The following is a 6427-nucleotide window of genomic DNA, read 5'->3' as shown; positions in this document are numbered from 1 at the left end:
GGGGGGAAACACCGCGGTCGGGGGAGCGCGGTGGGTGCGGGGTCGGGCAATCCGGGGGGACTGCCTGACCCCGCACCTTTCGGTTACGCGTCCACCGGTACGTCGGCCGGGCGGTCCGACCGCCGCGGGGCGGGGGCCGACGGCAGTGCGGGGGCCGGCGGCAGTGCGGTGATGCGGCGCAGCGCCTCGTCCTGGCCGCACGGGTAGGCGCCCAGCGCCGTCTGGCGGGCCACGATCGCCCGCTCGCCGCGCATCAGGCGCCAGCCCCTGCGCAGCAGGACCGTCACCGACTTGCGGCCCTCGGCCAGATCGCGCCGGAACCGCCGCCAGGCCGTGACGGCCGGACGGCCGCGCAGGCACAGCGTGTCCGCCAGCAGCCCCAGTTCGCGGCACCGGTCGGTGATGTCGGCCGCGAAGATCCCCTCGGCGACGAAGACCGGGGACCCGGTCAGCTCGACGTGGATCTCACCGGTGATGGAGCTCGACGCGATGTCGTACTCGGGTACCGAGGCGCTCCCGGTGGCGCACAGCGCGCCGATCGCGGCGACCGCCGCGTCCGCGTCCCAGGACAGCGCCGAGTCCCAGTCCGTCCCGGCGCCGTGCGGCAGCTGGGGGGAGGGTCGGGTCGTCGGCCTCCTTGTAGAAGTCGTCGAGGTGCAGCACCGGCAGACCGGTGCGGGCGGCCAGGGACGACTTGCCGGACCCGGAGGGCCCGGTCAGCAGGATCACGCGGGCGGCGGGGAGGGTGCCGGAGGGAGAGGAACTCACGAGAGACCAGTGTGCGGCATTGCGCCGTGCGGGTGACCCCCCGGGGAAAGGTTTGGACGCTGCGTGCCCGAATGGCTACCCTGGGTGGCCGAGTGGTGGCCTTCGCGGTGTCATGCCGTCGAGCGTCGCCCCGGGCGCGTCCCCATGCCGCGTTCCGCCCGATCGCCGTACCTCTATGCCAAGCAGGTGGCCATGTCACACCACGCCCGTCCGAAGTCGAACTCCCTGCTGCGCGCCGCGGCCACCGCCACCGTCGCGGCGGCCGCCGTCCTCGCGGCGGGCGGCTCGGCGTCGGCCGGCGTGGCGGTGCCCGCTCTCACCGACGCGGCGGGCCTCGGCGCGGATTCGGCCGTCGGCACGACGCTGGGCACCCACTCCGCCCTGGGTTCGGCGCTCGGCCCCATCAAGCACCTGGCGATCAACCCGCTGGCGCACACCGGCACGGACCCGCTGGACAATGTCGTGACGCCGCAGGTGGCGGACTTCAAGCCGATCTCGACGGGCGCCGTGACCGGGCCGCTCGCCGAGGGCGACTCGCTGTCAGAGCTGCCGCTCCTGGGCCCGCTGTCCGAGCTCCTGCCCGGCTGAGGAACCCCCCTCCGGGTACGCGGAGGAACCCTCCTCCGCGTACCCGGCGTCGGCCCGCTCCGCGTGTGTCGCCTCGGCCCGTTGCGCGTACGCGGCCTCGACCCGCTGCGAATGTGTCGCCTCGGCCCGCTGCGGGTGAGCAGCTCCGGCCTCTCCCGGCCCGGGCCTTCCCGCGTCCGCTCCGGTCCTGGCCCTCGGCACGGCCGCGCCCGGGATCCCGATGCCGAAGGAGGCCGTCGCGACAGCGACCTCCGCGTGCCGGTTCTCGGCGTTCTCGGGGCACAGGCAACCGGTGTCGACGGCCTCCGCGACGTACAGCAGCGCGTGGCGGACCTCCTGCGGGTCGCCCGAGCGGACCGCGCGCAGCAGGGTGCGGACGACGCGGGCGGCGTCGACCGCGCGGTGCACGACGCGTGCGGCGGCCCCGAGCGCGGTGAGGGCCGTCAGGGCGATCCAGAGGGTGGCGTCGCTGTCGTGGGTCCACAGGTCGTGCAGCAGCACCAGGGCCAGGCCGAGGAGCGTCAGGCCGCCGAACGAGACCCCGTCGCGGATGGCCAGTTTCCGCAGGACGGAAACCCGCCACCAGGGCGAGTCGTGGAAGTCGGGCGCCAGATGGAGCCGGCGGGCCAGCAGCCGGTCGAGGGGCCGGGCCAGCGACAGCACCGGGTCGCCGGACGGCTGTTCGGGCCGATCCGGTGTCGTGGCGGCGGCGGGGACGGCTTCCGAGGGCCGCCAGTGGCGGCTCCACCGGATGTGCCCGAGGGCGAATCCCAGCGCGCTGACCAGCAGTCCGGCCGCGCAGAGCGCGCCGAGGATCGGCAGGCTGTCGGTGTCGAAGGCGTTGCCGCGCAGCGGCCGGGGCAGGGCGATGACGTCGAGGGAGTCGCCGCGCCGGTACTGCCGCTCGTCCGCCCGGATGCAGTCGACCTCGGCGTCCCTGCGGGAGCCGTCCCAGGGGTCGGCCCAGCCGACACCGCAGTAGTCGTCCCCGGTGTTCGACGTGACATGGGCGGTGACGCGCTCGCCGAACACGGCGATCGAGGCCACCGGCACGGCGCCGAGCAGCGCCAGGACGGCCAGGACGGCGCACCAGACCGGCAGGCGGGCCGGCAGGGCGCGCGGGGCGGGACGGCCGCCTGCGGGCGCCTGGAGGGCCGCCGGCAGGGCGCGGCTGTCCCCCCGGGCGGTCTCGACGCGCAGGCTGCCGCCCGAAGGCGTCCGGTGGACGAGCGCGGTCCGCACGACGCGGCGGCCCGAGCCGGGCACGGACCCTGCGCGGGCGTAGAGGGTGCGCTCGAAGGTGCCGCCGGGCGGCAGCTCCAGCACCGGGCCCTCCGGCGGCATGAAGTACAGCGGCCCGCCGGGCAGCGCCACCAGCTCGCCGCGCTCGGAGGTGCTGCGCGCGGGTTCGTCGACGCGCAGCCGGCTGCGGATCCGTATCGCCCGGCCCGCGGCGACCGCGCGGATCTTGCGCCGTCCGAGCCACACCGGGACGGACGGCACGAGGAAGCACAGGAACGCGCTGATGGCGACGTAGGGAAGAACCCCGGTGAAGCCGTCCCACACAGGGATCCTCCGACGGTGGCGCACTGTCGCGAGGAGACGCGGCGGCACGGGTGAACCGGTACCGGAACCGGTACCTCGAACGCAACACCCCCCGCGGGTCAAGCCTGCCCCGCGAGGGGTGCCGGTGGACGGAGACCTTGCTCACATGTGACGTGCGAGGGTCGCTCAGACGCCGATCGGGTGCCAGATCGTCTTCGTCTCCAGGAACGCGGTGAGCCGGTCGGTGCCCGGGTCGCCGGACCAGTCGCCGTCCTTCGCGCCGCGCGGGCGCAGGACGCGCTTGAGGTTGTCGGCCGCGGCGATCTGCAGTTCCTTGGCCAGCGCCTCGTCCGCGCCCGTCAGGTCGATCGCGTTGACGTCCTGGTGGGAGGCAAGCGACGGGGTGATCTCCGCCGTCCGCCCGGACAGGATGTTGACGACGCCGCCGGGCAGGTCCGAGGTGGCGAGCACCTCGCCCAGCGACAGGGCGGGCAGCGGCGACTTCTCGCTCGCCACGACGATCACCGTGTTGCCGGTGGCGATCGCCGGGGCGATCACCGAGACCAGGCCGAGGAACGACGACGCCTGGGGGGCGAGGACGACCACGACGCCGGTCGGCTCGGGCGTGGAGAGGTTGAAGAACGGCCCGGCGACGGGGTTGGCGCCGCCGACGATCTGACCGATCTTGTCGGTCCAGCCCGCGTACCAGACCCAGCGGTCCACGGCCGCGTCCACCTGTGCGGCGGCCTTGGCCTTCGAGACGCCCTCACCGGCGGCGACCTCCGCGACGAACTGCTCGCGGCGCCCCTCCAGCATCTCCGCGACGCGGTAGAGCACCTGGCCGCGGTTGTACGCGGTCGCGCCCGACCAGCCGCCGAACGCCTTGCGGGCGGCCACGACCGCGTCCCGCGCGTCCTTGCGGGACGACAGCGGCGCGTTGGCGAGCCAGTTGCCCTTGGAGTCGGTCACCTCGTACACCCGCCCGCTCTCGCTGCGGGGGAACTTGCCCCCGACGTAAAGCTTGTACGTCTTGAAAACGCTGAGCCGCTCGGACTTCTCAGCCTTCTCCAGCTTCTCGGACTTCTCAGACATCGAGGTACCCCTCCAGGCCGTGACGGCCGCCTTCGCGGCCGAAGCCCGACTCCTTGTAGCCGCCGAAGGGCGAGGCCGGGTCGAACTTGTTGAACGTGTTGGCCCAGACGACGCCCGCGCGGAGCCGGTCCGCCATCCACAGGATGCGCGAGCCCTTCTCCGTCCAGATGCCGGCCGACAGGCCGTACTGCGTGTTGTTGGCCTTCTCGACTGCTTCGGCCGGGGTGCGGAACGTCAGGACGGACAGCACCGGGCCGAAGATCTCCTCGCGGGCGATCCGGTGCGCCTGGGTGACGTTCGTGAAGAGCGTCGGGCGGAACCAGTAGCCGGCGGACGGCAGGTCGCAGGACGGCGCCCAGCGATCGGCACCCTCGGCCTCGCCGGCCTCGGCGAGCTCGGTGATGCGGGCCAGCTGATCGGCGGAGTTGATGGCGCCGACGTCGGTGTTCTTGTCGAGCGGGTCGCCGACGCGCAGGGTCTGCATCCGACGCTTGAGCGCGTCCAGCACCTCCTCCGCCACCGACTCCTGGACCAGGAGGCGGGAGCCCGCGCAGCAGACGTGCCCCTGGTTGAAGAAGATGCCGTTGACGATGCCCTCGACGGCCTGGTCGACCGGCGCGTCGTCGAAGACGATGTTGGCGGCCTTGCCGCCCAGCTCCAGCGTGACCTTCTTGTCCGTGCCGGCGATGGAGCGGGCGATGGCCTTGCCGACCTCGGTGGAGCCGGTGAAGGCGACCTTGTTGACGTCCGGGTGCTCCACGAGCGCCGCGCCGGTGGCGCCGTCACCCGTGATGATGTTGACGACGCCCCGGGGCAGCCCGGCCTGGCGGCAGATGTCCGCGAAGAACAGGGCGCTGAGCGGGGTCGTCTCGGCGGGCTTGAGCACCACCGTGTTGCCCGTGGCGAGCGCCGGGGCGATCTTCCACGCGAGCATCATCAGCGGGAAGTTCCACGGGATGACCTGGCCGGCCACGCCCAGCGGGCGCGGGTTCGCGCCGTAGCCCGCGTGGCCGAGCTTGTCGGCCCAGCCCGCGTAGTAGAAGAAGTGCGCGGCGACCAGCGGCAGGTCGGCGTCGCGGGTCTCGCGGATCGGCTTGCCGTTGTCCAGCGACTCCAGCACGGCCAGCTCGCGGGAGCGTTCCTGGATGATGCGGGCGATCCGGAACAGGTACTTGGCGCGCTCGGAGCCCGGCAGCGCGGACCACTTCGCGAATGCCTTGCGGGCGGCCTTCACCGCCCGGTCCACGTCCTGGGCCCCGGCCTGGGCGACCTCGGAGAGGACCTCCTCGGAGGAGGGCGAGACGGTCTTGAAGACCTTGCCGTCGGCGGCCTCGGTGAACTCGCCGTCGATGAAGAGCCCGTACGACGGCGCGATGTCGACGACCGCGCGGGACTCGGGTGCGGGTGCGTATTCAAATGCCATGTCGGTCAGTCCACCGTCACGTAGTCGGGACCGGAGTAACGCCCGGTGCTGAGCTTCTGGCGCTGCATCAGCAGATCGTTGAGCAGGCTGGAGGCGCCGAACCGGAACCAGTGCGGGGACAGCCATTCGTCGCCGAGCGTCTCGTTGACCATCACCAGGTACTTGACGGCGTCCTTGGTGGTGCGGATGCCGCCGGCCGGCTTCACACCGACCTGCACACCCACCGCGTCGCGGAAGTCGCGCACGGCCTCCAGCATCAGCAGCGTGTTGGGCGGCGTCGCGTTGACCGCGACCTTGCCCGTCGAGGTCTTGATGAAGTCGGCGCCCGCGAGCATCGCGAGCCAGGAGCAGCGGCGGATGTTGTCGTACGTCGCCAGCTCGCCGTTCTCGAAGATCACCTTGAGGTGGGCGGCGCTGCCGTCCGACCTCGCGCAGGCCGCCTTGACGGCCCTGATCTCCTCGAAGACCTGCATGTAGCGGCCGGAGAGGAAGGCGCCGCGGTCGATGACCATGTCGATCTCGTCCGCGCCGGCGGCCACCGCGTCGGCGGTGTCGGCGAGCTTCACCGGCAGCGCTGCGCGGCCGGCCGGGAAGGCGGTGGCGACGGACGCGACACTGATACCGGATCCGTGCAGCGCCTCCTTGGCGGTCTTCACCATGTCCGGGTAGACGCAGATCGCGGCGACCTTGGGGGCCGTGCGGTCGGTCGGATCCGGATGGATGCCCTTGGCGCACAGCGCCCGGACCTTGCCGGGAGTGTCCGCGCCCTCGAGCGTGGTCAGATCGATCATGGAGATCGCCAGGTCGATGGCGTAGGTCTTCGCCGTCGTCTTGATCGAGCGGGTGCCGAGCATGGCGGCACGGGCTTCGAGGCCGACGGCATCGACACCGGGCAGTCCGTGGAGGAAGCGGCGGAGCGCGGTGTCCGAGGCGGTCACGTCCGCCATCGTCGCCAGCCGGGCCGCGGCTTCTGGGCCGAAAGCGGGAACAGTGGGCATGGTCACCACATGA

The 6427-nt window shown here is 72.7% G+C and carries 5 protein-coding genes and 1 pseudogene; 1 reads left to right on the top strand and 5 read right to left on the bottom strand.

Annotation, left to right across the window (positions count from 1 at the left end; translation table 11 throughout):
• Nucleotides 1-83: 83 nt before the first annotated feature.
• Nucleotides 84-768: pseudogene (locus tag O3X23_RS22480) on the bottom strand (uridine kinase family protein).
• Nucleotides 769-960: 192 nt separating this feature from the next.
• Here O3X23_RS22480 and O3X23_RS22475 point away from each other — a divergent pair.
• Nucleotides 961-1356: a hypothetical protein gene (locus O3X23_RS22475; RefSeq protein WP_269273278.1), complete on the top strand. Its 396-nt coding sequence runs from the start codon at nt 961-963 to the stop codon at nt 1354-1356.
• Here O3X23_RS22475 and O3X23_RS22470 read toward each other — a convergent pair.
• The 4 genes from O3X23_RS22470 to deoC all read right to left on the bottom strand — a co-directional run bounded on the left by O3X23_RS22470 (nt 1309) and on the right by deoC (nt 6414).
• Nucleotides 1309-2922, bottom strand: coding sequence for a hypothetical protein (locus tag O3X23_RS22470; protein ID WP_269273277.1), 1614 nt, complete (start codon nt 2920-2922; stop codon nt 1309-1311). The two genes, O3X23_RS22475 and O3X23_RS22470, sit on opposite strands and share 48 nt — an antisense overlap.
• Before the next feature lie 165 nt (nt 2923-3087).
• Nucleotides 3088-3993: an aldehyde dehydrogenase family protein gene (locus O3X23_RS22465; protein ID WP_269273276.1), complete on the bottom strand. Its 906-nt coding sequence runs from the start codon at nt 3991-3993 to the stop codon at nt 3088-3090.
• A complete protein-coding gene (locus tag O3X23_RS22460; protein WP_269273275.1) occupies nt 3986-5416 on the bottom strand; it encodes an aldehyde dehydrogenase family protein in 1431 nt (476 codons plus the stop codon). Before O3X23_RS22460 ends, O3X23_RS22465 begins: the two co-directional genes overlap by 8 nt.
• 5 nt (nt 5417-5421) lie before the next feature.
• The gene (gene deoC, locus O3X23_RS22455) at nt 5422-6414 is read right to left on the bottom strand and encodes a deoxyribose-phosphate aldolase (protein WP_269273286.1); all 993 of its coding nucleotides are present in this window, start codon (nt 6412-6414) and stop codon (nt 5422-5424) included.
• Between the last annotated feature and the right edge of the window lie 13 nt (nt 6415-6427).

This window comes from Streptomyces sp. H39-S7 (genome assembly GCF_027158205.1).
Lineage (GTDB): Bacteria > Actinomycetota > Actinomycetes > Streptomycetales > Streptomycetaceae > Actinacidiphila.
Note: the sequence above shows the minus strand (reverse complement) of the source record. Positions and strands in the feature narration are given on the sequence as shown.